The organism is Shinella sp. WSC3-e (assembly GCF_945994535.1).
Taxonomy (GTDB): domain Bacteria; phylum Pseudomonadota; class Alphaproteobacteria; order Rhizobiales; family Rhizobiaceae; genus Shinella; species Shinella yambaruensis.
The window spans coordinates 90876-116631 of record NZ_OZ000533.1 but is presented as its reverse complement, the minus strand read 5'-3'; the positions used below and the strand labels follow the sequence as shown (position 1 = coordinate 116631).

Here is a 25756-nt window from a genome sequence, read left to right as displayed (position 1 = left end):
TCATGACGACGCCGGTGCGGGCCGCATAGACTGGGCGTGAGGTCATCACCGCAGGACACGCCCATGGTACAGCTTCGCCAACTCCGATATGTCGTTGAGGTCAACCGGCAGGGCAACCATATCTCGGCCGCCGCCGAGGCGCTGAATACCTCCCAGCCGGGCATGAGCAAGCAGATCCAGGAGCTGGAGCTCGAACTCGGCTTCTCGATCTTCCAGCGCAGCCGGAACCGCGTGACCGGCCTGACGGATCCGGGCCGCGAGGTCGTCGAGATCGCCCAGCGCATCCTCAACGAAGTCCAGAGCCTGAAGAACATCCGCGAGGACTACGGCGCCCAGGAAGGCGGGACGCTGACGATCGCCACGACCCATACGCACGCCCGATATATCCTGCCGCGCGTCATCAAGAGCTTCGTCCAGCGCCATCCGCTGGTGCGCATCGGTCTGTTGCAGGGCAACCCGACGGAGATCTGCGAGGCGGTCGAGACCGGCAAGGCCGACATCGCCGTCGGCACGGAGACCATGCGGCCCTTTCCGAGCCTCCTGCGGATGCCCTGCTATCAGATAACGCGCAGCCTGATCGCGCCGAAAGGCCACCCCATCTTCCGGGTCAAGACCCTGACGCTCGAGGCCATCGCCAAATATCCGATGATCGCGCACGATCCGCATCGCAGCGGCCGATGGAAGATCCTCGATGCGTTCGAGAAGAAGGGGATCTCGCCGATGATCCTCTTCAACGCCGTGGATGCCGACGTGGGGAAGACCTATGTCGAGATGGGCCTCGGCATCGCCGTCATGGCGACCGACGCCTTCGACCCGACGCACGACAGGGCGCTCCGCGCGCGCGATGCCAGCCATCTCTTCGAGGCCAGCACCAGCTACGTCACCCTGCGGACCGACACCTATATCCGACGCTTCATCTTCGATTTCATAGAGCTCCTGGCGCCCAGGCTGACGCCGGACCACGTTCGCGCGACGCTGCGGGCGCGGGAGCGCGAACGCGCGGCGAAGTAAGCTTGGCACATCCTCGTGCGGCAGGAGAGCGCGCATCCGCGCGCCCGGTTCCAGTATGCCGCCAGCGCATACTACTATCGAAAATGACGCTTTGCGCCCGCAAAACCGGCTCACTAAACTCCCGACGCATAAAGGGAGGAAGTCATGTTTTCATATCGCCATCATATCGCCGGGCTAGCAATATCGCTCATCGCCTTGCAGGCCGCGCCGGCTCTCGCCCAGTCCGCCGAGGACTATCCGGACCAGACGGTCCGGATCGTGACGCCCTTCGAGGCGGGCGGCGGCACGGACATCATGTCGCGTGAGCTCGCCAACAAGCTCCAGGGCCTGTGGAACAACAATCCCGTCATCGTCGAGAACAAGGCCGGCGCGAACGGCAACCTGGGGACGGACATCGTCGCGAAGGCGAAGCCGGACGGCTATACGCTGCTCCTGACGACCAACGCCACGATCGTCATCAATCCGCAGCTCTTCGGGGACCGCGTCAAGTACGATCCGGTCAAGGACTTCACGCCCGTCTCCATGCTTTCGAGCCTGCCCTTCGTCTTCCTGGTGCCGCCGTCCTCGCCGGCGAAGACCATGGAGGAATTCCTGGAGCTGGCGAAAAAGAGCCCCGGCGATCTCAGTTGCGGCTCGTCCGGTGTCGGCGGCGGCGCGCACCTGGCGCTGGAGATGCTGAAGGCGAGGGCGGGCGTGGACATCACGCATGTCCCCTACAAGGGAACGGGCTCGTCGATCACCGCGCTCCTCGGCGCCCATATCGACTGCCTCTTCGTCTCGATCCTCAGCGCTTCGCCCTATATCAAGCAGGAGCAGCTCCGCCCGCTGGCGGTCAGCAGCCTGCAACGCAACTCGTCCCTGCCGGACATTCCGGCGGTCGCCGAGCTGCCGGGCCTCGACGGCTTCGAATCCGATCTCTGGTATGGCCTCCTGGTCCCCGCCGGAACGGACCCGCAGATCGTGCAGAAGGTCTACGAGGGCACCAAGGCGCTGATCGATGATCCCGATTTCCGCGGCCGCTTCGAGCCGACCGGCGCCGTGCTCGTGGGCAACACGCCGGAGGAGTTCTCCAAGCAGGTGGTCAACGATATCGGAAAGTGGTCCGAGGTCGTCAAGCAGTCCGGCGTAGCCAACCAGCTCTGACCGCATAGACCCCGAAGAATGCCGATCGCCTGCGCGGCCCACGGCCGCGCAGCCGGAACCCGACGTTTCAAATACTGTTCAAGCCTTCCATGGAGTCGATGTGAAAATAGAACCCACCCCCCGGCTTTGGCCCGGCGAGATATTCCAGGCGCTCAAGCGGAGCGATGTCAGGCAGGTCGCCTACGTTCCGGATGCGGGCCATGTCGAGCTGATAGCGAGCTGCGAGGCGGACCCCGGCATGTCCGCCGTCTCCCTGACCACCGAGGAGGAGGGTGTCGCCATGCTGGCCGGCGCATGGCTCGGCGGCGACCGCGGTGCGCTCCTCATGCAATCGTCCGGCGTCGGCAACTGCATCAATATGCTGAGCGTTCCGCTCCACTGCCGCATGCCGCTCTTGATGATTGTCACGATGCGGGGCGAGTGGGGCGAGTTCAACCCCTGGCAATTGCCGATGGGCCAGAACGCCGAGCGGGTCCTGCAGGATATGGGCGTCTACATTCATCGTGCGAACCACGCCGAGGAGGTGGGGCAGATCGTCTACGCCGCCGCACAGCTCGCCTTCTCTTCCAATTGCGCGGTCGCGGTGCTCCTCAGCCAGCGGCTTCTCGGCTTCAAGGACTGGAGCAAATGACGATGACCGATACGAAAAAGGGCACGATGGACCGCCGCGAGGTGATGGGAACGATCGTGGCGAAACGCGGAACCGCGCTGATGGTCACGGGGCTCGGCTCGGCGACCTACGATGCCGGCACGGTCGACCACCCCAACACGTTCTGCCTCTGGGGCGGCATGGGGGCGGCGGCCATGACGGGCCTCGGCCTCGCACTCGCCCAGCCCGAGCGCCGCGTGCTGGTGGTGACGGGCGACGGCGAGATGCTGATGGGGATCGGCGCCTTCGCGACGATCGGCGCGCAACGGCCGAAGAACCTCGCCATCGTGGTGATCGACAACGAGTATTACAGCGAGACCGGCATGCAGCCGACCCACACGCAGCGCGGCGTGAGCCTTGCCGGCGTCGCGCAGGCATGCGGTTTTGCCGGTGCCGAGACGGTCTATACCCCGGCCGAACTCGACGCGGTCGTGCCCCGGCTGTTCGAAACGGACGGGCCATTCTTCGCGGCGATCAAGGTGAACACCCAGCGCTATCCCATGTCGATCCGCGTGCGCGACGGCGCCCATCTGAAGGATCGCTTCCGGGAAAATCTCCTCGGTGCCGAGCGCGCCTATTATTGAGCGCGCGCGCGGGCGCCCGTCCTGCGACGGGCGCCGCCGACTGATCGATCAAGCAAACGGGGTGAGAACATGTCTCGGAAACGGGATTGGAAGGTCGTCCTTGCGGGCGAATGCATGATGTCCCGGCCCTTCTCGGCCTATGAGGAGCCCAAGTTCCGCGCGGTCCTCGACCTGCTCGCAGACTCCGACGTCACCTACGCGCATCTCGAGATGAATTTCGGCACCGCCGACGATCTGGAATGGGCCGCGCGCGGCGACTGGATCGCGAGCTACATGATCGCGGAGCCGGATCTTGCCGCGGAACTGAAGGCGGTCGGGATCGACCTTCTGTCCCTTGCCCACAATCACAGTTTCGATTTCGGTCCGTCCGGCCTGCTCGCGACGGCGCGCCATTGCCGGGCGGCGGGATTTGCCTGCGCCGGCACCGGGCGCGACCTGGAGGAGGCCCGCGAGCCGGCCTTCCTTGAGACGCGCAAGGGCCGCGTGGCGCTCGTTTCGACGAGTTCGGGAAACAAGGCCTACGAATGGGCGAGCCATCCGAAGGCGCAGTTGCGCGGCCGGCCGGGCGTCAATCCCCTGCGCGTGTCGATGAAATACGAGATCGACAGGGCCGCCGCCGCCGAGCTGGAAAGGCTTGCCGGCCGGCTCGGCATCGGCGGCCGCAGGGAGGCGGGCGAGATCGTGCTGAACTTTCCCGGCGACCAGTCGACCCGCACCGCACCGGCCTTCGTCGCCGGCGAGGGGTTCGGGGTGTTCAGTGAATGCCATCCGCGCGACCTCGAAGGTAATCTCCGCTCGATCGGCGAGGCGGCGGCGATGGCCGACCTCGTCATGGTCGCCCATCACTTCAATGTCTCGGAAGGGCCGCGCAGCGACAATCCTCCGCGCTTCGCCCGCCAGTTCGCCCATGCCGCGATAGAGGCGGGCGCCGATATCTGCATCGGCCACGGCTGGCACAAGACGCTCGGCATCGAGATCCACGACGGCAAGCCGATCTTCTACGGCGTCGGCAATTTCATCTGCCAATCGGAATTCGTCCGCCGGGTGCCCTATGACAGCTACGAGGCGTGGGACCACGACGTCGACCGCCTGACGACGCTGAACGCCGCGGCCCATCCGCTCCATCCCGGCCTCGACCTTGCGCCTTGGTGGAGTTCCGCCGTGTTCGAGCTAGCCTACGACGGCGACGTCCTGAAGGAGATCCGGCTGCACCCGGTCGAGATGGGCCGCCGGACGACGCCGGACGGAACGGTGATCACGCGGCGGACGGGGAAAGGTTCGCATGCCCTGACGGAAGGCCGCCCCTTCCTTGCCGACGGGGAAACCGGCGAGGCGGTTCTCCGACGCCTCAAGTCGCTTTCCGAGCCGTTCGGCACGCGGATCGACATCGAGAAGGGCATCGGTGTCATCCGGCTCTGACGGCCGCATTGCAAAGGACAGCAGAGGACCACGCATGGACAGCATGACGACCAACAGCCACGCCCACGACCTGATCGACTTCGTCCGCCGGATATCCCTCGACACGCTGCCTCCTGCCGTCGTGGAGCAGGCGCGGATCTGCCTTCTGGAGGCGCTCGGTTGCGGTGTCTTCGGCGCCTCGCAGCCCTGGTCGCGCCTCCTCGCCGACGAGATGGTCGCGGAGGCAAGCCGGGGCTTCAGCACGGTCATCGGCCGCGGCAGGCTCGCCGCGCCTGCCGCCGCCCTGTGCAACGGAACGGCGATCCATGGCTACGAGCTCGACGACCTGATCGCGCAATCCGTCGTGCACCCCGGCGCGGCCGTCATCCCGGCCGCGCTTGCCGCCGGAGAAGCGGTCGAGGCCGGCGGCGCGCGGCTTCTGGAGGCCATCGTCGCCGGCTACGAGGTGATGCACCACATTGGCCTGGCGCTCGGCGCCGAACCGTCCCGGCGGGGCTTTCATGTGACCAGCCTTTCGGCCCCGGCCGCCTGCGCGGTCGCCGCGGGCATCGTCATGGGCCTGACGCGCGACGAGCTTCTCTCCGCCATCGGGCTGAGCTGCTCCGCCGCCGGCGGCATCAAGAGCTTTGCCGTCGGCAAGGGGGGCGGCATGGTGAAGCGGCTGCATCTCGGCCGCGCGGCCGAAGCCGGCGTGCGCGCCGCCCAGCTTGCCCGGCGCGGCTTCCTCGGCCCGCCCTTCGCCATCGACAGCCGCTTCGGCCTCGTGGAGGTGTTCGGCGGCGCCAGCGCGGACGCAGCCAGGCTGAGCGCCGGATTGGGGTCGCAATGGGCGATCGCGCAGACCTGGTTCAAGGTCTATCCGATCTGCGGATGGATCCAGTCCACCGTGCAACTGCTCCTGGAGATGCGCGGTCCCCGGCCGCTCGCATCCGCCGATATCGCCCATGTGCGCGTCGGCGTCAGCAGATATGCGGCCCAGAACAACAGCGAGCCCGTGCCGATCGATACGATGGGCGCGCAGTACAGCATCCCCTATTGCGCCGCGCTCTCCCTCCTCGGTGATCCGCGCGACCCGGACATGTTTGCCGCCGAGGCGGTCGGCCGCGCGGATATCCGGGAGCTGGCGGCGCGGATAGAGATCGGCGTCGATCCCCGCATCGACGCCGTCTATCCCGCCCAGTATGGCGCCTGCGTCTCGCTGAGGCTCGCCGACGGACGATCGTTCGAAGGCATGGTGCTCGATTGTCACGGCACGCCCGCCGATCCCTGCACGCAGGCCGAAAGCCGGGAGAAGTTCAGGCGGCTGACGCGCGGACGCCTGCCCGAGGCGCAGGCCGAGACCCTCACGGAGCGCGTCCGCACCCTTGCCGATCTCTCCTCGGTCCGTGCGCTCATGGAACCCCTTTCCTCAGTGAGTTCCCGATGACAGTGAATCTCAAGGACATGACCCGCCGTGACATCCCCCTCGGGCCGGGCCTGAACTACCGCTACTTCTCCGTCCCCGCGCTGGAGGAGAACGGCATCGGCAAGGTCTCGCGCATGCCCGTGTCGCTGCGCATCGTGCTGGAATCCGTCCTGCGCAATTGCGACGGCAGGAAGGTCCTGCCACACCATGTCGAATCGCTCGCCAACTGGCGGCCCGACGCGCCGCGCGAGACGGAAATCCCCTTCACGATCGGGCGCATCGTCCTCAATTGCGCGGCGGGCATTCCGCTTCTCGGCGACCTGACGGCCATTCGCGGCGCGATGATGCGCCGCGGCTATCCCGCCGGGACCGTCGGCCCCAAGGTGCCGGTCGACATGGCGCTCGATCATACGCTGACGGTCGATTTCAATGCCCGGCCGGATGCGCTGGCGCTCAATACCGCGCTCGACATCCGCCGCAATGCCGAGCGTTACCGGTTCGTCAAATGGGCCATGCAGGCCTATGGCGGCGTTCGCCTGTTTCCGCCGGGCGCCGGCATCCTGCACCAGCTCAATCTCGAGCTTCTCGCCCCCGGCTATCTCGAAAAGGACGGGATCTGTTATCCCGACACGCTCGTCGGGACGGATTCGCACACCTGCATGATCGCCGGCCTCGGCACCGTCGGCTGGGGTGTCGGGGGCATCGAGGCCGAGGCCGCCATGCTCGGCCAGCCGCTCTTCTTCCTCACGCCGGACGTGGTGGGCGTGCATGTCGCCGGCCGGCTGCGCGAAGGCGTGACGGCCACCGATCTCGTCCTGCATGTGACCGAGATGCTGCGCAAGGCGAAGGTCGTCGGCAAGTTCGTCGAGTTCTTCGGCGAGGGCGTCACGACGCTGAGCGTGCCCGACCGCGCGACCATCGCCAACATGGCGGTCGAATACGGGGCGACGATCGGCTATTTCCCCGTCGACGGCCAGACCTGTTCCTACCTGCGCCAGACGGGACGCAGCGAGGAGACGGTGCGGGCGGTCGAGACGCTCTATCGCGCGCAAGGCTTTTTCGGCGCGCCGAAGCCCGGCGACATCGACTATTCCGACGTGCTCGAACTGGACCTATCGATCGTCGTGCCCAACCTTGCCGGGCCGAAGCGGCCCCAGGACCGCATCCCGCTCGACGGATTGAAGGAACGTTTTGCCGACGTGCTCGCGGCGCCGGTGGCGGAGGGCGGCTACGGAAAGGCGCCGGCGGCCGTCGCCGGCGAGGACGGGCGCGGGGTGCGCGACGGCGACGTCGTAATCGCGGCCATCGCGTCCTGCACCAATACGTCCAATCCGGGCGTGATGCTGGCGGCGGGGCTGGTCGCCCGCAATGCGGTCGCCCAGGGCCTTCGCACCCGGCCGTGGGTCAAGACATCGCTGACGCCGGGGTCGATGGTGGTCAGCCGCTATCTGGAAGCGGCCGGCCTTCAGGACGCGCTCGACACGCTGGGCTTCGCCGTCGCCGGCTACAGTTGCGCCACCTGCGTCGGTGCCTCCGGGCCGATCGATCCCGAACTGGAGGAACAGATATCCGCGCGGGATGTCGTCGCCTGCGCGGTGCTGTCGGGAAACCGCAATTTCGAGGCGCGCATCCACCCGGCCGTCCGCGCCTCGTTTCTTGCAAGCCCGCCGCTCGTCGTGGCCTTCGCGCTGGCGGGGCGGATGGACATCGACCTCCTGAACGAGCCGCTGGGCGTCGATCTTGGCGGCAGGCCCGTCTATCTCCGCGACATCTGGCCGACAGCCGAAGAGCTCGGGGCGGCGCAGGCGATCGCAGCCAATCCCGCCTTCTACCGGGAAACCTATGCCGGGGACATCGCCGCGCGTGATCCGAACTGGAAGACCATTCCGCAAACGACAGGCAGCCTCTACGCCTGGGACGAGCGATCGACCTACCTGAAGGAGCCTCCGTTCCTCGCGCCCGAACTGTCGGCCTCCGTCCTGAAGCCGGTCACGGGGGCGAGGGCGCTGGCGATCCTCGGCGATTCCGTCACCACCGATCACATCAGCCCGATCGGTAACATCAAGGCGCGTTCCCCGGCCGGCGTGTATCTTTCCAGCCTCGGCGTCGCCCCGCTGGATTTCAACAATTTCGGCGCCCGGCGGATGAATCACGAGGTCATGGTGCGCGGCGGCTTCGGCAACCAGCGCCTGCGCAACCTCATGGTTCCGGGCGTGGAAGGCGGCGTGACCACGCACCAGCCGGACGGGGAAACGATGAGCATCTACGAGGCGTCGCTTCGCTACAAGGCCGACGACGTTCCTCTGATCGTGGTGGCCGGCCAGGAATACGGAACCGGCAGCGCGCGCGACTGGGCGGCCAAGGCGACGCGGCTTCTCGGCGTGCGCGCGGTCGTTGCCGAAAGCTTCGAGCGCATCCACCGCAGCAACCTTGCCGGCATGGGCGTGCTTCCGTGCCAGCTTGCGGAGGGGACCCGGACGACGGATCTTGCCCTTGATGGTTCGGAGCGCTTCGATATCCTCGGCCTTTGCGACGACATGGAGCCCGGACAGTCGCTGACGCTCGTCATCCATCGGGCCGACGGGGCGAGGGCGGAGGTCCGGTTGATCCTTCGCCTCGATACGCCCGTCGAGGTCGAGTATGCGCGCAGCGGCGGTGTCATGCCCTACATCCTGAACGAGCTGATAGCCGAAGCCGAGCGCCTGCGCGCGGCCTCGTAACCGGTACGTACATGGGCTGCCGGCGCGCCGGACATTCATCGATCCGACCATCTCTTGAAAGGAAATGCACATGGACCAGGAAACATACGACAAGGGCCTCGCCATCCGCCGTGCAACGCTTGGCGACGCCTATGTGGACAAGGCGCTGGCCCAGGCCGACGACTTCACGCGGGACCTGCAGCAACTCGTCACCACCTATTGCTGGGGCGAGGTCTGGAGCCGCGAGGGGCTGGACCGGAAAACCCGCTCGATCATCAACCTGGCGATGATCAGCGCGCTCAACCGTCCCCACGAGCTTGCCGCGCATGTCCGCGGCGCCATCAACAACGGCGTGACCCGCGACGAAATCAAGGAAGTCTTTCTCCAAGTGGGCATCTATTGCGGCGTGCCTGCGATGGTCGACAGCTTCCGGATCGGCCGCGAGGTGCTGAAGGACCTGGACGCCGGATAGAAATCGGGGCATCGAACCGCCGGAGTCCTCCTTCGGCCTTCCCCGGTGGGCTTGCAAAACAATCCCTATCTTTCAAGGAGTGCGCCAATTCCCTCGTTGAATGCCTGGAAAAGGCTGGCCACGACCACCTTTGCCTTCGGGCTTGCCGCGCTCGTGGGCTTTTCAGGCGCGGCCTGCCATGTCCCGCTGGCCTGGATGCTGGGCCCGCTGCTCGTAGCGGCCTGCCTGTCGGCGGCCGGGTTCGATCTGCGGCCCAACGATAATGTGAGGAGGTTCGGCCAGCTCACGATCGGGACCGCCGTCGGGCTGACGATGACGGCAAGCGTCCTGGCGGAGCTCGGCGGGTGGCTTCCGCTCATGGTGCTCAGCGCCATCGTCTCCGTGCTCGTGTCCTGCGTGGCCGCGGTCATCCTCGCCCGGCAGGCCCGGCTCGACATGAAGACGGCGTTTTTCGCGAGCCTGCCGGGCGGGCTGGCGGAGATGGGCAACATCGGCGTCCAGATGGGCGCGCAGGCCGAGCCGATCGCCATCGTCCATACGCTGCGCGTCACGCTGGTCGCCGTCACCATCCCGTCGATCCTGCTGACTTTCGGCCCGCCGCATTTCGCCATCGCGCCGGGCACCATGATCGTCGATCCGTACTGGACGGTGGGATTGATCGCGGGAGGGGCGGGTTTCGCCTATTGTCTCGGGCGCATCCACCTCAACAATCCCTATATGATCGGGGCGGTCCTGTTTACGGCCATTTTCGCGTCACGCGGGCTCGTCGCCGGCAAGATGTATCAGCCGCTTTTCGCGGCTGCCCAGTTGATGGTCGGTTTTGCCGTCGGTTGCCGCTTTCGCCGGGATATTCTCGCCAGGCTTCCGCGGGTGGCGTTTTTCAGCGTCATCTCCATTTTCGGGCTGAGCGGCGTCATGGTGGGTTTTGCCCTGCTTCTGTCCGTCGCAACAGGGTTGAGCTATCCGGCCGCCATCCTTGCGACATCGCCCGGTGGCCTGTCCGAAATGACGGTCACGGCGGAAATCCTGCATCTTGCCGTTCCGACGGTCGTCGGGTTCCAAGTGGTGCGCGGCATCCTCGTCAACACTTTTGCCTCGCACTACTACGCGCTGCTGACGCGGTGCGGCATGCTCGGCTTCCTGCAAAGGGTCTTTGGGGCGGCCGATCCCGGCTGAAGAAGCGATGCATGTCGGCAGCCCGGCCGTATCGAACCAGGGCCTTTTCAGCGCCAGTTCTTTATCCGAAACGCCGGACGGATAGGGTTTGCGAGACTAGAGCATCACGCAAACCTCAAAGCACATGGTTGCCGGGTTCCTAATGGCCTTCGGGCCTTGTTGATCGCGCAACGCTGTCCCCCGCTCCTCGAGGGTGGGAGAAAACGGGCGCTCCCATCTTGGCGGCCTCGTGATCGAGGGTGTTGCGCATGCGCATGAGGTTGCCCATGAATTCCACGCCGTTGGCCATGGAATCCATGATGACCCGGGCGGTCCTGTTCAGGTCGATCTGGTTCCCGTCGAGCGGCAGGGTGGAGGGAAGCTCGATCAGGCCGAGCGTGGTCATGGTCTTGTAGGTGTTGCTGAGGTGAAGGCACGACCACTTCATCGACATGGTGAGTGGGCATTGCATGTAGAGGGTCGGCTTGGTGTGCCAGAGGGAGAGGCCCTGTTCGTCGCGCAGGGAAAACGTCATCTCCACCGCGTTGTTCAGCCGGAATTCGTCGTGGAAGATACGGCTGGCGACGGTCTCGCAGGCCTTCATGAGATCGGGCACCGCGACGCCGTCGATGGACTGGGTGACCGTCGCCGGTGCGTGCTGGCCCTCGTAGCGCACGCTCAACTGCGCCGGCGCATGCGCCGTATCGACGGTGACGTCGTGAAGGGTCAGCTTGTAGGGTGCGCTGGCGTTTTGCATGGCAGTGACTCGCTTTCCGCATCATGTCCGGGTCGGGCGAGTTTAGTCCATTCCGGCCCATCGACACAACATCGACCTCGGGCCTGCGAAAAAGCCCCGGCGGCGGACCTGACGAGGCGACCGCCGGGGAGGCAGGGAAACCTATTCGAAGACGGCGTCGACGTCGAAGGTCGTCAGCTTCTTCTCCAGCGCCCGCATTTCCTCGTAGTCCATCACCGCCATGATGTCCTCGATGCCGACGAGAAGGTCCTCGCGGTTGACGGGCACGCCCGTCTCGGCGACCTCGCGCATGACCGAGAGCGCCGTCTTCATCGCATGGATGGCGGCGGCCGGCAGCATGCGCGGCAGGCTGATGCGCCGGACGCCGATTTCCTTCAGCCGCGGCAGCGGGATGAGCGGGGTGGTCGGGCGGTGGCGGATGCCGAAGCCCATGTTGATGGTGACCGGAATGCCGGCGGCGTCCACGATGCGCTTGATGTCGTCCTCGTTGCGCACCGCGTCGGGGAAGATCATGTCGGCGCCCGCTTTCGCATAGGCGCGCGCGCGTTTCACCGCGCCCTCGATGCCCTCCATGGCGAGGGAATCGGTGCGGGCGATGATGACGAAGTCGTCGTCGCGGCGGGCCATGCAGGCGGCCTCGATCTTCTTGACCATCTCGGCCGGCTTCACCACCGCCTTGCCGGGCATGTGGCCGCAGCGCTTCGGGCTCACCTGGTCCTCGAGGTTGATGCCGGCGACGCCGGCCTCCTCGAACATCCGTACGGTGTGGTAGACGTTGACCGGGTTGCCGTAGCCGTTGTCGGCATCCGCCGTCAGCGGGATGGAGACGGAGCGGGCGAGGTTGCGGCAGTGGTTGACGTTCTCCGTCAGGCCCATCACGCCGATATCGGCGATGCCGAGCAGCGCGTTGGAGATCGCCGCGCCGCTGGTGCAGGCGGTCTTGAAGCCGGCATCCTCGACGAGGCGGATCGTATAGCCATCATAGACGCCGGGCGAGACGATGAACTCGCCCGATCTCAGGATTTCACGGAATTTCTTGGCACCTGTGGTCATGAAGGCTGCACTCCAAGGCTAGCGATGGGTCAGATATCGGGAAGGTTCTCACCGTCGAGGTGATCGAAGAGATTGCGCGCGGCGCGGCGCACATGCGAGCGCATCAGGGATTCGGCAAGCTGCGGATCGCGCGCCTTGATGGCGCGCAGGATCTGCCAGTGCTCGTCGTACGCCTCCTCCTTGCGCTCGATGATGGCGCCGGAATGCCGGCGGTAGATGCGCAGCAGGTGGTAGAGGTCGCCGCACAGAAGGTTGATGATGCGGGCATTGCCGCAGGCGCGTGCGATGCGCTCGTGAAAGTCGAAGACGCTGCCGTCGCCCGGCACATCCGCCGAATAGTTATGGCGGCTGCGCTCCAGCTCGGAGATCAGCCCGTCAATCTCCGCATCGCTCATGCGGCGCGCGTCGATGTTGCAGGCCATGCCCTCCAGCGCCATGCGCAGCTCGAAGAGCTCGCGGGCGGTGGTGGCGTCGAGCGTGACGACGCGCGACTTGATATAGGGCTCGCGCGTGATGAGCTGGATGCCCTGAAGCCGGCGGATCGCCTCGCGGACGGGGCCGCGGCTGACGCCGAATTCCAGCGCCAGCGCCGCCTCGTTGACCACGCTGCCCGGCGGCAGGCGGCCCTGGTAGATCGCGTCGAGGATCGCCTGGTAGATCATGTCGGAGCGCGGCGTTCCCGCCTCGCTGCCCGTTGCCTCGATCGTTTCGAACTGAGCATCCACCGTCATGTCCTCTGTCTCCCTTTTCGGCTCATCCACCATCGGTTGGGCAGGGAGAAGTGTCAACTTTTTAGGCATCTGAAGCTAAAATGTCAACAGTTTTTGGCGATATAAGCAGTATTGTGATTTTTTAGCTTTAAAGTGTTGACATTTAGAGGTGATGACCGCTTAATTGCCACAAGGACGGACAAAAGCCGCTGGGAACGCACGATGACGCAGCAGGAATTCCAATGGATGGGTCGCACGATCCGCTATGCCGGCGTGGCAGAAGCTGCGCAGGCGGCGGGCCGGTCCGTCTCCAGCCTGCCCTACGTCCACCGCATCCTCCTTGAAAACCTCTGCCGCAGCCAGCGCGCCGGCCGCCCGGTGGGGGAGCGCGACATCGCCGCCCTTCTCGAAAAGAGCGATGCGGCCGAGCTTCCGCTTTTCGTCTCCCGCGTCATCCTGCCGGATTCCTCCGGCCTGCCGGCCTTGCAGGATCTGGCGGCGCTGCGCAGCGCGGTGGACCGGGTGGGCGGAAACGTCACCGCGGTCGATGCCCTCGTGCCGGTCGATCTCGTGGTGGATCATTCCCTGCAAGTCGATTTCTGGGGTGATGCGGCCGCCGAGGAGCGTAACCTTGCCCGCGAGCTGGAGCGCAATGCCGAGCGCTACCGCTTCCTGAAATGGGCGCAGCAGGCGTTCCGGCGCCTGCGCATCCATCCGCCGGGCACCGGCATCATCCATCAGGTCAATATCGAGAGCATCGCTTCCGTGGTGGTGCTGGAGACGCTGGACGGCGCGGACTGGGCTTTCCCGGATTTCGTCATCGGCGGCGATTCCCACACGCCGATGGTGAATGGCCTCGGCGTGCTCGGCTGGGGCGTCGGCGGCATCGATGCCGAGGCGGCGATGCTGGGGCAAGCCTATATCTTCCCGCGCCCGCAGGTGGTCGGCGTCCGGCTTTCCGGGCGCATCCGCCCGCCGGCGATGACGACGGACGCCGCGCTTCTCGTGACGCAGAAACTGCGCGCGGCGGGCGTCACCGGCTGCATGGTGGAGTATTTCGGCCCGGCCATCCCGCACCTGACGGTCGCCGAGCGCGCCACCATGGCCAACATGGCCCCCGAATACGGCGCGACCTGCGGCTTCTTCCCGGTGGACGAGCAGAGCATTGCCTATTTGCGCCAGACCGGCCGCGAGGAAGACCATATCGGTCTCGTCGAAGCCTATTGTAAGGCCAACCACCTCTGGCGCGCCGATGCGGAAGAGTGCCCGGATTACGACCGCATCGTCGACATCGACCTTTCCGAGGCCGAGCCGAGCCTTGCCGGCCCGCGCCGCCCGCAGGACCGCATGACGCTCGCCGGCGTCGCCGAGGATTTTCGCGAGAAGCTCACTTTGCCGCTGTCGCAGGGCGGTTTCGGCGCCGAGGCCGTGGAGGCCGATCCGGCGGAGGCGCTGCCCGGCCATGGCAGCATCGCGCTCGCCGCGATCACCTCCTGCACCAACACCTCCAACCCCGCCGTCATGATGGCCGCCGGCCTCGTCGCGCGCCGGGCGGTGGAACTCGGCCTGACGGTTCCCGCCTGGGTCAAGACCTCGATGGCCCCGGGCTCGCGCGTCGTCACGCGCTATCTCGAAAAGGCGGGGCTCTTGCCCTTCCTCGAAGCCCTCGGCTTCAACATCATCGGCTACGGCTGCACCACCTGCGGCGGCAAGTCCGGACCGCTGCCGCAGGATGTGGCGAACGCCATCGAACGGCGCGGGCTGGTCGCGGCGGCGGTGCTGTCGGGTAACCGCAATTTCGAGGGCCGCATCCACAAGCTCATCCGCGCCAACTATATCGGCGCGCCGCCGCTCGTCGTGCTCTATGCGCTCGCCGGCCGCGTCGATATCGATTTCGACCGCGAGCCGGTCGGCCTCAGCGCGGACGGCAACCCGGTCCATGCGCGCGATCTCTGGCCGACGCCGGAGGAGATCGAGGCGCTGCTGCCGCAGGCGCGCGACCGGGACCTGTTCTCCGCCGTCTACGGCCGCGAGGCCGCCGGCGCCGCCGCCTGGGAGGCGCTGGAAGCACCGGCCGGCGCGCTGTTCCCGTGGGATCGCAGCTCGCACTATCTCGTCGAGCCGCCCTTCTTCGAAGGGGCCGCCGGGCGCGATCCGGTCGCCGATCTCGCCCAGGGGCTTTCCAAAGCGCGGGTGCTCGCCGCCTTCGGGGATTCGCTCACCACTGACCACATTTCCCCGAGCGGTGAAATCCCGCTCGATACGCCGGCCGGCCGCTATCTGGCGGATGCCGGCATCGCGCAGAAGGATTTCAACACCTATGTCGGTCGGCGCGGCAATTTCGAGGTGATGACCCGCGCCACCTTCGCCAATATCCGCATCAAGAACGCCCTGCTGCCGGATGTCGAAGGCGGCTTCACCCGCCATTTCCCGGACGGCGAGACCGTGACGATCTTCGATGCCGCACGGCGCTACCGGACGGAAGGGACCGCCGCCATCATCCTCGGCGGCAAGGAATACGGCACCGGCTCCAGCCGCGACTGGGCGGCCAAGGGCACCGCGCTGCTCGGCATCCGCGCCGTCATCGCGGAAAGCTACGAGCGCATCCACCGCGCCAACCTCGTCGGCATGGGCGTGCTGCCGCTCGCCTTCCGGGCGGGGGAGGGCTGGCGTCAGCTCGGCCTCACCGGCGGCGAACTCTTCTCCTTCGCCGGCATCGAAGAGGCCGTGCGGACGGGCGCGCCGGTGCGCGTCACCGCGGAAGGCGAGGGCGGGACCGTCGAATTCGAGGCCGTGCCGCAACTCCTCACCGAGGCCGAACGGGCGCTGATCGCGTCCGGCGGCATCCTGATGCATGTCCTCGATGCGTTCTCGCCGGCCTCCGGCAGCAAAGGAATGGAAGAATGATGCTGGATCTGGTTCTCAAGAATGCGCAGATCGCCCTACCGGGCGGCGACCTTTCCTTCGGTGCCGTCGGCGTGAAGGACGGCCGCATCGCCGTCATCGCCGAAACGGCGGACGATCTTGCCGCGCGCGAAATGATCGATTGCGGCGGCCTCCTGCTGCTGCCCGGCGTCGTCGATCCGCATGTGCATTTCGACTTCGGCAATCCGGAGACCGATTTCGAGACGGAATCGCGCGCCTCCGCGCTCGGCGGCACCACGTCGATCCTCTCCTTCCACCGCTCGAAGGACATCCGCGACAGCTTCCCGGTCGTCAAGGAGCGGGCGGAGCGGCAGAGCTGCATCGATTTCGGCCTGCATTTCGGCCTGACCAGCCAGCTTCATGTCGAGACGCTGGAGGAGATCGCCCGCCGCTTCGGCGTCACCTCCTTCAAGCTCTACATGATGTACAAGGGCGCGGCCGGCGCGGCCAAGGGTTTTACCGAGATCGACGACGCGCTGCTTTACACGGCGTTGCGCGCCACCGCCGCCATTCCCGGCGCGGTGATGGGCGTCCATTGCGAGAACGTCGAGGTCATCCCGGTCCTGCGCCCGCCGCTGAAGGCCGCCGGGCGCAACGACCTCAAGGCATGGAACGAGCAGAGCCCCGGCTTCCTCGAAGCGGAAAACGTCTTCCGAGTCTGCTATTTCGCCGCCCAGACCGGCACGCCGGTCAACATCGTCCATATGAGCGCCAGCGACTCTCTGGAAATCGTGCGCCAGCAGCGCAAGATGCGCGGCCGCTCCGGCCCGCCGATCCATGTCGAGACCTGCCCGCATTACCTCGTCGTCGATGACGAATGGCCGGCGGGCGTGCTCGCCAAGGTCAACCCGCCGGTGCGCGGCCGGGCCGATATCGAGGCCCTGTGGGAAGGTGTCTTCGACGGTTCGGTGACGACCATCGGCTCCGATCACGTCGCCCGCAAGTGCGAGACCAAGGACAAGGACATCTGGGGCGCCAGCGCCGGCTTCCCGGGCTCCGGCCTCCTCCTGCCGCTGATGCTGCACGAGGGCTACCACCGCCGCGGCCTGCCGCTCTCAAGGATCGTCGAGCTGACTTCGGCCAATGCCGCGCGCATCTACAACATGCCGTCGAAGGGCGCGATCGCGGTCGGCAAGGATGCGGATCTTCTGGTGGTCGATCCCGATCTCGAACGCACCGTCGACCACGCCGTCTCGGAGTCCTACTCGGACTATTCGCCCTATCAGGGCATGCGGCTCAAGGGCTGGCCGGTGCGCACGCTGGTGCGCGGCCGCACGGTCATGCAGGACGGCCGCATCACCGAAGAGGCCCGCGCCAATCCCTGGGGCCGCTATCTCGAACGCATGCCACGCTGACACTCTGGAACGATACGGATTTTGACATGACCGAAAACACGAGAATCTGGGACCGATTTCTGACCGAGCGCGACCAGCAGGTCTACAAGGCCGCGGGCTACGGCAAGCGCGGCGGCTTCGGCACACGCCCGGCGCTCTTCATCATCGACGTGCAGTACAATTTCTGCGGCGACAAGCCGGAGGATATCCTGGAAGGCTTGAAGCAGTACCGCACCCATTGCGGCCGCGAAGCCTGGGCGGCGGTGGAGCAGATCATTCCCCTCGTGGAACTGGCGCGCGAAAAGAACCTGCCGATCTTCTACACCGAGAGCGGCCGGCGTCCCGACCTGCTCGATTCCGGCGTGCAGGTCGGCAAGAACCATCGCGGTGGCGAGAAGACCGTTGTCGCCGGCACCCACGATACCCGCACCGTCGAGCCCATCGCCCCGCGCCCGCAGGACATGCTGATCTCCAAGCAGAAGCCGTCCTGCTTCTTCGGCACGACCTTCATGAGCCAGTTGAACTTCCTCGACGTCGACACGCTGATCCTTGTCGGCTGCACCACCTCCGGGTGCCTGCGCGCAACGACCGTCGACGCCTATTCCTTCAACTTCAAGGTCATCATACCGGAGGAAGCCGCCTTCGACCGCTTCGAGGCGAGCCACGCGATCAACCTGTTCGACCTCAACTGCAAATATGCCGACGTCATCCCGCAGGCCGAGGTCGCTGAATATCTCAGCGCCCAGCCGGTGCGCGAGCCGCGCAAGTAAGCCGCCCCTTACCATCCCGTCACTGGAAGAAACCGACCGATGAGCACGACCCTCACGCCCAAGGCCCCCGAAACCACCCTGCCGCAGACCCCGGCCGATGCCGCGGGCGTGCGCCTCTACGGCATGTATATCGACGGTGAATTCACCGCGACGGACGGGCGCTACATGATCGATACCGTCGATCCCGTCTCGGGCGAGGTCTGGGCGCGCATCACGCGCGGCACGGCCGAGGACGTCGACCGCGCCGCCAACGCCGCGCACCGCGCCTTCACCGAGGGCGAATGGCCGAAGCTCAATCCCAGCCAGCGCGGCGCGCTGCTGCGCCGGATCGGCGATCTCGTCTCGGAGAACGCCGACTGGCTCGCCTATATCGAGCAGCGCGACAACGGCAAGCTGATCGCCGAACTGTCGATGCAGATGCGCTACATGGCGAACTACTACTATTATTACGGCGGCCTTGCCGACAAGATCGAGGGCTCGGTCATCCCGACCGACAAGCCGGGTGTCCTCAACTACACCAAATACGAGCCGCTCGGCGTCGTCGCCTGCATCACGCCGTGGAACTCGCCGCTGCCGCTCGCCAGCATGAAGATCGCCCCGGCGCTCGCCGCCGGCAACACGGCGGTGCTGAAGCCGTCGGAATTCACCTCCGCCTCGCTGGTCGAGCTGATGAAGATCATGGAGCGCGCCGGCGTGCCGAAGGGCGTCGTCAACGTCATCACCGGCCTTGGCGCGGAAGTCGGCGATGCGCTGGTCAGCCATCGCCATGTCGAGCGCATCGCCTTCACCGGCGGGCCGATCGCCGGCCAGATGATCAACGAGAAGGCGGCCAAGCACATGAAGCGCGTGACGCTGGAGCTTGGCGGCAAGTCGCCGAACATCATCTTCGAGGACGCCGACATGGACAATGCGCTGAAGGGCGCGATTGCCGGCATCTTCGCGGCCTCCGGCCAGACCTGCGTCGCGGGCTCGCGCCTCCTCGTGCAGGAGAGCATCCACGATGTGTTCGTCGAGCGCCTTCTGGAGATGGTGAAGCAGGCCAAGTTCGGCCACCCGGCCGACCCGGACTCGCAGATCGCGCCGATCTCGACGCGCCCGCAGTTCGAGAAGGTGAAATCCTATGTCGAGGTGGCGCTCGCCGGCGGGGCGAAGCTGGCGCTCGGCGGCAAGCCGGCCAAGGTCGAAGGTTGCCCGAACGGCCTGTTCTTCGAGCCGACCGTCTTCGTCGATGTCGACAACTCCATGCGCATCGCGCAGGAGGAGGTCTTCGGCCCGATCCTCTCGATCATCCGCTTCAAGGACGAGGACGATGCGGTGCGCATCGCCAACGACATCGAGTTCGGCCTTGCCGCCGGCATCTGGACCCAATCCATCGGCCGCGCCATCAACATGTCGAACCGCGTGCGCGCCGGCACGATCTGGATCAACAACTACCGCTCCACCTCCGTCACCTCGCCCTTCGGCGGCTTCAAGATGAGCGGCATCGGGCGCGAATGCGGCATCGCCGGCATGAAGGAATATATGGAAGTGAAGAGCGTGTGGATCTCCACCGAGACCAACATTCCGAACCCCTTCGTTCGCCGCTGAACCGCCGGAAGGGGCAGGAACATGCACGATCATGACGTCATCGTCGCGGGAGCCGGGCCGGTCGGCCTGGTCGCCGCGCTGGTCCTGGCGAAGGCCGGACTGAAGGTCGCCGTCTTCGAAAAGCGCGACCGGCTCAACCAGGTGTCGAAGGCTTCGACCTTCCACGCCCCGACGCTCGATATCCTCGACCGCGTCGGTGTTTATGAAGAGTTCAGCCGGCAGGCGCTGCATATCGACCGGCTGCAATATCGCACGGTCGAGGGCGGCATCCTCGGCGAACTGACCTTCGATCTCCTGAAGGAACGCACGGAATTCCCGTTCCGCAAGCATCTGGAACAGTCGCTCTTGACGCCGATGCTGCTGGAGCGGCTGAAGACCTATCCGAACGCCGCCTTCAGCTTCGATGCCGGCTATGTCGAGGCCGAGGACCACGGCGATGGCGTCACCGCCACCATCGAGCGCAACGGCGAGCGCGAAAGTGTAACCGCACGGCTGATCCTCGGCGCGGACGGGGCGCACAGCGCCGTGCGGCAGGCCGCCGGCATGACCTTCGACGGCGCGGCCTATCCGGGCTTCCAGCTTCGCATCCGCACCGACGACAGCATCCGCGACGTGGTGCCGGATCTCGGGCCTGTCACCTACCTGGTCGGAAAAACCCATTCGGTCAGCTTCCTGCACATGCCGGACAACTGGCGGGTGATCCTGCGCGTGCCGGAGGGTATTTCGGAAGAGACCGCGCTGACGGACGAATGGGCGGTCGAGCGGCTTGCCGCGCTGATCCCCGGCTTCACCATGCCGTGCGTCGTCGACAAGGATTGCTACAAGGCGCGCAAGTGCCTCGCCTCGGACGGCCGGGCCGGCAACATCTATCTGGCGGGCGATGCGCTCCACCTCACCAACACGCGCGGCGGCATGAACATGAACTGCGGCATCCATGACGGTTTCGTCATCTCTAATGCCATGGTCTCGGCGCTCTCCACCGGCGACGACACGGCGCTGAAACAGGCCGCCGCCGAGCGCCACCGGGTGGCCAGGGACATGCTGCTTCCGCGCACCGACACCATGGTCTCGCAGGAAAAGGCGTGGATCGAAAAAGTCAACGGCCTGCTCTCCGACAAGGAGAAGGCCGCCGCCTATCTCGCCCAGACCGCCATGCTCGACATGGTGGAGCTTCCAGCCCGCTGACCGACTTCAAGGGGAATTTTCGATGACTGCTCACCTTCCGCCCTTGCCGGCCCCGAAATACCGCTTCGGCGCGCTGGTGCCGCCGGCCAATCCAACCGTCGAGATCGAATATCCGGTGCTGTTGCCGGCCGACGTGGCGCTGCACACCATGCGCCTGCCGGTGCTGCCGGGAACGCTCGACGACCGCAACCGCGGCTATGTCGAGAGCTTTCCGCAGATGATCAAGGGCTTCGGCTCGCTGAAGCTCGACGCCATCGCCATCGCGCTCACCGGCTCGCAATATCGCCTGACGCCGAAGGGCGACCGGGAGCTTTGCGACCGGCTGTCCGACCAGGCCGGCATTCCGGTCGAGACCGGCACCATCGCCATCGACCGCATGCTGAAGGCGCTCGGCATCGACACGGTGAGCCTGATGTCGCCCTATCCGAACATCCAGACCCAGCTCGCCATCGCCTACTGGAAGGAGGCCGGCTACCGCGTCCATTCCGTCAGCCAGTTCGAGGACGATCTGGTCGCCTATCGCGTGACGCCGGAGGAGATCGGCAAGACGCTGAAGCGCATGGATGTCGCGGACGGCGGGGCGATCATCCTCAGCGGCACCGGCATGCGCACCATCGACATGCTGGCGACGACCGCCGCGGAAATGCCCGCGCCGGTGCTCGCCTCCAACATCTGCTCGATCTGGAGCCTGACCCGCAACTGGGGACCCTCTTCGCCCTGGATGGGCGCGGCCCTGCCGGCCGGCCTCCGGTCTTGAAGAGATAAACAACGAGAAGGGCATGAGGCCCCGGCCGCGCGAGCGGCAAAGCACAACCGATCAAACCTGCAACCATAGGGGATATGCATGAAACGCAAAATTCTGACCGCCCTGGCGCTGTGCCTCGGCCTTGTCGCCTCCGCGCAGGCGGAAGACAACTTCACGCTGGCGCTCGCGCGCAACACGCTGACGGCCGCCGAGGAGACCTTCACCTACGCCATTCCGAAGCAGCTCGGCTACTTCACCGAGGAGGGCCTGAGCCCGACGATCCTCCAGACCGACGGCTCCACCGCCGCGCTGCAGGCCGTCGCCTCCGGCTCCGCCGATGTCGGCTATGCCTCTTCGGCAGCGATCGCGGCCGCCATCGACAAGGGCGTCGGCCTGAAGGCGTTCGCCGGCATCACCGTGAAGTGGCCCTATTTCATCGGCGTGCCGAAGGATTCGCCGATCAAGACCATCGCCGACCTCAAGGGCAAGCGCGTCGGCGTCATCAGCCTCGCTTCGGCCTCCTATGCCGACCTTCGCGCCAACCTGAAGATCGCCGGCCTCACCGAAGCCGACGTGACGGTCATCCCGGTCGGCGCCGGCGCGCGCGCCGCGGCGGCCCTCAAGGCCGATGAGGTCGACGCCATCGACAGCTATTCCGACAGCTTCACGGTCATGCGCCAGAACGACGTCGACCTGACCCTGCTGGAGCGTCCGGCGGAGATGGAGAAGCTGTTCAGCGTGACCATGGTCACCAGCGCGAAGACGCTGGAAACCCGCGGCAAGGAACTCGCCGGCTTCGCCCGCGCCGCCTACAAGGGCATCGTCTACACGCAGCTCTATCCCGACAGCGCGCTGAAGCTCGCCTTCGCCGAGTTCCCGCAGCTCGCCGGTGCTGCCGATCCGGCCGGCCAGGAGGCCAAGAACACCGCCGAGGCCATGAAGATCGCGCTCGGCGACTCGATCCCGGACGAGCAGGACCCCGCCAAGTGGGGCGAGTGGCTGAACCTGCCGGCCGAGCGCTGGGAAGCCCTGCTGACCTTCGCCCACGAAACCGGCCAGACCGAGAAGAAGCTCGACGTCGCGCAGGTCTGGGACGCCTCCCTGATGCCCGAGATCTACACCTTCGACGTGAAGGCGATCACCGAGAAGAAGTGAGCGTACGGCTCCCCGATGGAAAGAGACGACGATGGATAGCATTTCCCAACCGCTGATCCGCATCAAGAACCTGTGCAAGACCTACCCGACGCGCAGCGGCGACACGGTGGCTCTCGACAAGGTGAACCTGGACATCGGCGACGGCGAGTTCATCGCCCTCGTCGGTCCCTCCGGATGCGGCAAGACCACCCTCCTGAAAATTCTCGCCGGGCTAGAAGGCGGTTTTTCCGGGGAGGCGCGGCTCGGCAATGTCGCCATCACCAAGCCGTCCCTGGAAGTCGGGGTGGTGTTTCAGGAGCCGACGCTGCTGCCGTGGCGCACGATCCTGCAAAACATCATGCTGCCGGTCGAACTGGTGCGCATGGACACCAAGATCTACACCAAGCGGGCCCTCGATCTCATGGAGATGATCGGCCTCAAGGGCTTCGAGAACAAGTATCCCCGGGAGCTTTCCGGGGGTATGCGCCAGCGCGCCGGCATCTGCCGGGCGCTGGTGCGCGATCCGAAAGTGCTGCTGATGGACGAGCCCTTCGGCGCGCTCGACGCCATGACGCGCGAATTCCTCAATGCGGAATTGCAGCGGATCTGGATGCGCGCCGGCAAGACGGTGGTCTTCGTCACCCACTCCATTCCGGAAGCCGTGTTCCTCGCCGACCGGGTGGTGGTGATGAGCCCGCGCCCCGGCCGCATCAGCGAGATCGTACCCATCGGCCTGCCGCGCGAGCGTAAGCTCGGCGACCTCGCCCATGCCGGCGACGAGCTTGCCCGCATCCGCGGCCATTTCGCCGACAGCTCGATGATCGACTGAGGAGACCGTCCCATGTATCGCGATAGTTCCAAGCTGCTTCAGGCCGTCCTGGTCGTCCTGGTCTTCTTCATCGTCACCGGAGGCTGGGAATTCTATGTCTGGGTCAGCGAGACGCCGGCCTTCGTGCTGCCCGCGCCGAGCGTCGTCGGCAAGCAGCTCTTCTCGCTGCTCGGCAACGCCATGTTCTGGGATAATTTCTGGGTCACCATGTATGAGGTGTTGATGGGTTACGTGCTCGGCATCCTGATCGCCGTGGTGCTGGGCGTCCTGATCTCGCAGATCCGCCTGCTCGATCTCAGCCTGATGCCTTACATCGTCGCCTTTCAGACAATCCCGAGCGTCGCGCTCGCGCCGATCTTCCTGCAATGGTTCGGCTACGGCCTCGCCTCGAAGATCGTCATGGCCGCGCTGATCGCCTTCTTCCCGATGCTGGTCAACGTCATCGCCGGGCTGCAAGCCTCCGGCCGCGACGAGGTGCAGATGCTGAAAGCCTTCGGCGCGAGCCGCCTCCAGATCCTCATGAAGGTGCGCGTGCCGAATTCGCTGCCTTACGTCTTCGCGGGCCTCGGACTGGGCGTGGTCTTCGCGCTGGTCGGCGCCATCGTCGCCGAATTCGTCGGCGCGCAGAAGGGGCTCGGCAAGATGATCCTGCAATTCAACGAGCAGTTCAACATCGCCGGCATGTTCGCCATCCTCATCGTGCTCGCCGCCATCGGCATGACGATGCACTCCATCGTCGGCATGGCCAAGCGCCGCGTCGTCTTCTGGGCGGGCGATCACTGAGACTTTTTCGCGCGGCGGCGCCGTCCGCCGCGCGAGGGACTGAAAACAGGGGCGGGACGACCGTCCAGCAAGGAAGAGACCCATGCAGACCACGCAGCGCGAAACGCCCGGCTTCACCAATTCCAGACAATACAGGGAGTATGCCGTGCGGCATCTCGCCAACGGCGTCTCCTCGACGCCGCGCACCGCGCAGCTTCCGGTGCCGGTCGCCATGGACCGTGCCCTCGACGCGATCCTCACCGATGTCGACGGCAACGACTACATCGACTACACGATGGGCTACGGCCCGCTGATCCTCGGCCACAATCCGCCGGAGGTGGTCGCGGCGCTGAAGGCGGAGATCGACAAGGGTTTTCGCACGGCGAGCGTTCACCGGGGGGAGGGGCGGCTGGCCGAGCTGATCGCCGAGACCGTGCCCTGCGGCGAGATCTCCTCCTTCGTCAGCACCGGGACCGAGGCCGTGCAGCTTGCCCTGCGCATCGCCCGCGCCGCGACCGGACGCACCCGCATCATCAAGTTTCGCGCCAACTATCACGGCTGGTTCGACAGCGTTCATGTCGCCAATGCACCCGGCAACGACGGCCCGGGCTCGGGGGGACAGGACCCCAAGGCGTCGGAAAACATCACGGTCGTCGACTGGGGCGACGCCGCCGCCCTCGAAAAGGTGATATCGAGCGACTATGCCGCCGTCATCCTCGAAGCGGCCGCGGTCAATGCCGGCTGCTTCGCGCCGCCGGAAGGTTTTCTGCAGGCCGTCCGCGACCTGACGCGCAAGCACGGCGTCGTCCTGATCTTCGACGAGGTCATCACCGGCTACCGGCTGGCGCTCGGCGGCGCACAGGAGATGTTCGGCGTCACTCCCGATATCGCCGTCCTCGGCAAGGCCATCGGCGCCGGCATGCCGATCAGCGCGGTGACCGGCAGCAGGGCGGTCATGGAGGCGCTGGTTGATGGCCGCGTGATGCATCGCGGCACGTTCAATGGCAATCCCCTCTCGGTCAGCGCGGCCATTGCCTGCGTGGAACGGCTGCAGCGGGACGGCGCGGAGATCTATCCGCGCATGACGGCACAGGCTGCGGCCATACAGGCGCATATCAATGCGGAAGCGGCGGCTCTCGATCTCGACGTCTGCGCCAACGGCGTCGGCTCGGCGGTGCAGATCTTCACCGGCGTCCGGCAGATGGCGAACATCGCCGATCTTGCCAAGGCGGACAGGAGCAGGATCGTCCGGCTGACCGAGATGCTGATGATGAACGGGCTGATGCCGCTGCCGCGCGGTCTCATGTATCTCTCGGCGGCCCATACGGATGGGGATATCGAAACCACGCTGCACGCGCTTTCGAAGGGGCTGCGCGCCTACGCCGCGCTCTGAACCGCTCGGGGTGATCCCTATGGAAAGGCCGCGCC

Annotated in this window: 22 protein-coding genes; 19 read left to right on the top strand and 3 right to left on the bottom strand. The window is 66.1% G+C overall.

What is annotated here, in order from left to right; genetic code table 11:
* The first annotated feature begins 63 nt into the window (after positions 1-63).
* From AABF56_RS29230 to AABF56_RS29190, 9 genes are all read left to right on the top strand, one after another.
* Positions 64-1011, top strand: coding sequence for a LysR substrate-binding domain-containing protein (locus tag AABF56_RS29230; RefSeq protein ID WP_272808572.1), 948 nt, complete (start codon positions 64-66; stop codon positions 1009-1011).
* 144 nt (positions 1012-1155) lie between these two features.
* Entirely contained in the window at positions 1156-2154 is a 999-nt protein-coding gene (locus tag AABF56_RS29225; protein ID WP_272808573.1) for a Bug family tripartite tricarboxylate transporter substrate binding protein, read from the top strand.
* Positions 2155-2254: 100 nt separating this feature from the next.
* Positions 2255-2785 (top strand): thiamine pyrophosphate-binding protein, encoded by a 531-nt coding sequence (locus tag AABF56_RS29220; RefSeq protein WP_244768602.1) that lies wholly within the window; start codon positions 2255-2257, stop codon positions 2783-2785.
* A 2-nt stretch (positions 2786-2787) separates the two neighbouring features.
* On the top strand, positions 2788-3387 hold the full coding sequence (locus AABF56_RS29215; RefSeq protein WP_272808574.1) for a thiamine pyrophosphate-dependent enzyme: 600 nt from the start codon (positions 2788-2790) through the stop codon (positions 3385-3387).
* A gap of 114 nt (positions 3388-3501) precedes the next feature.
* Entirely contained in the window at positions 3502-4806 is a 1305-nt protein-coding gene (locus AABF56_RS29210; RefSeq protein WP_338341931.1) for a CapA family protein, read from the top strand.
* 34 nt (positions 4807-4840) lie between these two features.
* A complete protein-coding gene (locus AABF56_RS29205; protein WP_272808576.1) occupies positions 4841-6232 on the top strand; it encodes an MmgE/PrpD family protein in 1392 nt (463 codons plus the stop codon).
* Complete coding sequence (gene acnA, locus AABF56_RS29200; protein ID WP_272808577.1) at positions 6229-8931, top strand: aconitate hydratase AcnA; 2703 nt, start codon at positions 6229-6231, stop codon at positions 8929-8931. The genes AABF56_RS29205 and acnA (AABF56_RS29200) overlap by 4 nt, the downstream gene beginning before the upstream one ends.
* A 70-nt stretch (positions 8932-9001) precedes the next feature.
* On the top strand, positions 9002-9382 hold the full coding sequence (gene pcaC, locus AABF56_RS29195; protein ID WP_272808578.1) for a 4-carboxymuconolactone decarboxylase: 381 nt from the start codon (positions 9002-9004) through the stop codon (positions 9380-9382).
* Between the two features lie 96 nt (positions 9383-9478).
* Positions 9479-10558, top strand: coding sequence for an AbrB family transcriptional regulator (locus AABF56_RS29190; protein WP_272808579.1), 1080 nt, complete (start codon positions 9479-9481; stop codon positions 10556-10558).
* A gap of 139 nt (positions 10559-10697) precedes the next feature.
* On the opposite strand, the gene AABF56_RS29185 is transcribed toward AABF56_RS29190, so the two are convergent.
* The 3 genes from AABF56_RS29185 to AABF56_RS29175 form a co-directional block, all read right to left on the bottom strand.
* Positions 10698-11294 (bottom strand): hypothetical protein, encoded by a 597-nt coding sequence (locus AABF56_RS29185; RefSeq protein ID WP_272808580.1) that lies wholly within the window; start codon positions 11292-11294, stop codon positions 10698-10700.
* Between the two features lie 141 nt (positions 11295-11435).
* Entirely contained in the window at positions 11436-12347 is a 912-nt protein-coding gene (locus AABF56_RS29180; protein ID WP_272808581.1) for an isocitrate lyase/PEP mutase family protein, read from the bottom strand.
* Positions 12348-12376: 29 nt separating this feature from the next.
* Entirely contained in the window at positions 12377-13078 is a 702-nt protein-coding gene (locus AABF56_RS29175; RefSeq protein ID WP_244768611.1) for a GntR family transcriptional regulator, read from the bottom strand.
* 201 nt (positions 13079-13279) lie between these two features.
* Between AABF56_RS29175 and acnA (AABF56_RS29170) the strand changes: the two genes are divergently transcribed.
* From acnA (AABF56_RS29170) to AABF56_RS29125, 10 genes are all read left to right on the top strand, one after another.
* Positions 13280-15964 (top strand): aconitate hydratase AcnA, encoded by a 2685-nt coding sequence (acnA, locus tag AABF56_RS29170; protein WP_272808582.1) that lies wholly within the window; start codon positions 13280-13282, stop codon positions 15962-15964.
* Positions 15961-17337 (top strand): dihydroorotase, encoded by a 1377-nt coding sequence (locus AABF56_RS29165; RefSeq protein ID WP_272808583.1) that lies wholly within the window; start codon positions 15961-15963, stop codon positions 17335-17337. The genes acnA (AABF56_RS29170) and AABF56_RS29165 overlap by 4 nt, the downstream gene beginning before the upstream one ends.
* Positions 17338-17363: 26 nt before the next feature.
* The gene (locus tag AABF56_RS29160; protein WP_244768614.1) at positions 17364-18086 is read left to right on the top strand and encodes an isochorismatase family protein; all 723 of its coding nucleotides are present in this window, start codon (positions 17364-17366) and stop codon (positions 18084-18086) included.
* A gap of 123 nt (positions 18087-18209) precedes the next feature.
* On the top strand, positions 18210-19673 hold the full coding sequence (locus tag AABF56_RS29155; protein ID WP_443021261.1) for an aldehyde dehydrogenase: 1464 nt from the start codon (positions 18210-18212) through the stop codon (positions 19671-19673).
* 21 nt (positions 19674-19694) lie between these two features.
* On the top strand, positions 19695-20858 hold the full coding sequence (locus AABF56_RS29150) for an FAD-dependent oxidoreductase (protein ID WP_272808585.1): 1164 nt from the start codon (positions 19695-19697) through the stop codon (positions 20856-20858).
* A 22-nt stretch (positions 20859-20880) separates the two neighbouring features.
* On the top strand, positions 20881-21615 hold the full coding sequence (locus AABF56_RS29145; RefSeq protein WP_272808586.1) for a maleate cis-trans isomerase family protein: 735 nt from the start codon (positions 20881-20883) through the stop codon (positions 21613-21615).
* Positions 21616-21702: 87 nt separating this feature from the next.
* On the top strand, positions 21703-22758 hold the full coding sequence (locus tag AABF56_RS29140; RefSeq protein ID WP_272808587.1) for an ABC transporter substrate-binding protein: 1056 nt from the start codon (positions 21703-21705) through the stop codon (positions 22756-22758).
* Between the two features lie 31 nt (positions 22759-22789).
* Positions 22790-23566: an ABC transporter ATP-binding protein gene (locus tag AABF56_RS29135; RefSeq protein ID WP_272808588.1), complete on the top strand. Its 777-nt coding sequence runs from the start codon at positions 22790-22792 to the stop codon at positions 23564-23566.
* Positions 23567-23578: 12 nt separating this feature from the next.
* Positions 23579-24349, top strand: a complete 771-nt coding sequence (locus AABF56_RS29130) for an ABC transporter permease (RefSeq protein ID WP_272808589.1) — start codon at positions 23579-23581, stop codon at positions 24347-24349.
* 82 nt (positions 24350-24431) lie between these two features.
* Positions 24432-25721 carry an aspartate aminotransferase family protein gene (locus AABF56_RS29125; protein WP_272808590.1) on the top strand — a complete coding sequence of 430 codons (1290 nt, stop codon included), beginning with the start codon at positions 24432-24434 and terminating at the stop codon, positions 25719-25721.
* The last annotated feature ends 35 nt before the right edge of the window (positions 25722-25756 follow it).

Excerpts from the sequence above, each read along its gene's own strand:
- AABF56_RS29180 (WP_272808581.1), bottom strand. The coding sequence starts at position 12,347 with ATGACCACAGGTGCCAAGAAATTCCGTGAAATCCTGAGATCGGGCGAG.
- AABF56_RS29215 (WP_272808574.1), top strand. The coding sequence starts at position 2,788 with ATGACCGATACGAAAAAGGGCACGATGGACCGCCGCGAGGTGATGGGA.
- AABF56_RS29160 (WP_244768614.1), top strand. The coding sequence starts at position 17,364 with ATGACCGAAAACACGAGAATCTGGGACCGATTTCTGACCGAGCGCGAC.
- AABF56_RS29125 (WP_272808590.1), top strand. The coding sequence starts at position 24,432 with ATGCAGACCACGCAGCGCGAAACGCCCGGCTTCACCAATTCCAGACAA.
- AABF56_RS29145 (WP_272808586.1), top strand. The coding sequence starts at position 20,881 with ATGACTGCTCACCTTCCGCCCTTGCCGGCCCCGAAATACCGCTTCGGC.
- AABF56_RS29185 (WP_272808580.1), bottom strand. The coding sequence starts at position 11,294 with ATGCAAAACGCCAGCGCACCCTACAAGCTGACCCTTCACGACGTCACC.
- AABF56_RS29140 (WP_272808587.1), top strand. The coding sequence starts at position 21,703 with ATGAAACGCAAAATTCTGACCGCCCTGGCGCTGTGCCTCGGCCTTGTC.
- AABF56_RS29135 (WP_272808588.1), top strand. The coding sequence starts at position 22,790 with ATGGATAGCATTTCCCAACCGCTGATCCGCATCAAGAACCTGTGCAAG.
- AABF56_RS29175 (WP_244768611.1), bottom strand. The coding sequence starts at position 13,078 with ATGACGGTGGATGCTCAGTTCGAAACGATCGAGGCAACGGGCAGCGAG.
- AABF56_RS29130 (WP_272808589.1), top strand. The coding sequence starts at position 23,579 with ATGTATCGCGATAGTTCCAAGCTGCTTCAGGCCGTCCTGGTCGTCCTG.
- AABF56_RS29155 (WP_443021261.1), top strand. The coding sequence starts at position 18,210 with ATGTATATCGACGGTGAATTCACCGCGACGGACGGGCGCTACATGATC.
- acnA (WP_272808582.1), top strand. The coding sequence starts at position 13,280 with ATGACGCAGCAGGAATTCCAATGGATGGGTCGCACGATCCGCTATGCC.
- pcaC (WP_272808578.1), top strand. The coding sequence starts at position 9,002 with ATGGACCAGGAAACATACGACAAGGGCCTCGCCATCCGCCGTGCAACG.
- AABF56_RS29205 (WP_272808576.1), top strand. The coding sequence starts at position 4,841 with ATGGACAGCATGACGACCAACAGCCACGCCCACGACCTGATCGACTTC.
- acnA (WP_272808577.1), top strand. The coding sequence starts at position 6,229 with ATGACAGTGAATCTCAAGGACATGACCCGCCGTGACATCCCCCTCGGG.
- AABF56_RS29165 (WP_272808583.1), top strand. The coding sequence starts at position 15,961 with ATGATGCTGGATCTGGTTCTCAAGAATGCGCAGATCGCCCTACCGGGC.
- AABF56_RS29210 (WP_338341931.1), top strand. The coding sequence starts at position 3,502 with ATGATGTCCCGGCCCTTCTCGGCCTATGAGGAGCCCAAGTTCCGCGCG.
- AABF56_RS29225 (WP_272808573.1), top strand. The coding sequence starts at position 1,156 with ATGTTTTCATATCGCCATCATATCGCCGGGCTAGCAATATCGCTCATC.
- AABF56_RS29150 (WP_272808585.1), top strand. The coding sequence starts at position 19,695 with ATGCACGATCATGACGTCATCGTCGCGGGAGCCGGGCCGGTCGGCCTG.
- AABF56_RS29230 (WP_272808572.1), top strand. The coding sequence starts at position 64 with ATGGTACAGCTTCGCCAACTCCGATATGTCGTTGAGGTCAACCGGCAG.